The 834-nt window shown below is 45.0% G+C and carries 1 protein-coding gene; it reads left to right on the top strand.

All coding sequences use genetic code 11. The annotated features are described in order from the left end of the window. Nucleotides 1-751 (top strand): IS3 family transposase (locus DW826_RS17980; protein ID WP_117553345.1); only part of this gene is annotated, 751 nt, incomplete at its 5' end. Nucleotides 752-834 lie beyond the last annotated feature (83 nt).

The raw sequence follows: 834 nt of genomic DNA, 5'->3' as shown, positions 1-834 counted from the left end.
CTATAATGGAACACCCATATCTCAGGAAGAGTTAGAATGCAAGGCTATCATTGATCATCTGCATACCGATAATCCTGCCTGGGGAGCTTGTCAAATGTCTTTACAGCTGAAAATGCGTGGTCATCAGGTGGGACGCCGGAAAACGCGCCGCTATATGATTGAAATGGGGATTGATCCGATCTATCCAAAGATGAATCTTTCCAAACGTATGCAACAGGCAAAAGTCTGCCCGTATCTGCTTCGTAACGCCGTTATCGACCGTCCAAATCAGGCATGGTCAATCGACATCACCTATATCCCCATCAAGCACGGCTTCCTGTATCTGACAGCCATCATTGACTGGTATAGCCGTTGTATTGTTGGCTGGGAGATAGATGATACCTTGGATACCAGAATGGTCATAAACGCGCTGAAAAAAGCTTTCAAGGTGGCAAAACCCCTGATTCTGAACTCTGATCAAGGATGTCAGTTTACAAGCACCGAGTACATAGCATTTCTCAAAGAAAACCATATCCGTCAGAGCATGGATGGAAAAAGCCGCTGGGCAGACAACATCATGATTGAACGCTGGTTTCGTAGCTTCAAATATGAGGAAGGCTATCTTACGCAGTATGCCAATATCCGGGAAGCACGAGCGGCTATCAAAAGCTATGTACATACCTACAACTTTGAGCGCTGTCATTCAGCGATCAACGATCAGACACCCGCATCATATTATTATCCGGCACTGCTGATTGATCATGCTGCTTAACGGGGGCACCTCCCTAATTCAGCTACAGATATCGGTTCATTATAAAATGCTTGAATTTTTGTCTTGACAACTGAACCACTATA

The organism is Clostridium sp. AM34-11AC (assembly GCF_003435375.1).
In the GTDB taxonomy this organism is placed as follows: domain Bacteria; phylum Bacillota; class Clostridia; order Lachnospirales; family Lachnospiraceae; genus Pilosibacter; species Pilosibacter fragilis.
Note: the sequence above shows the minus strand (reverse complement) of the source record. Positions and strands in the feature narration are given on the sequence as shown.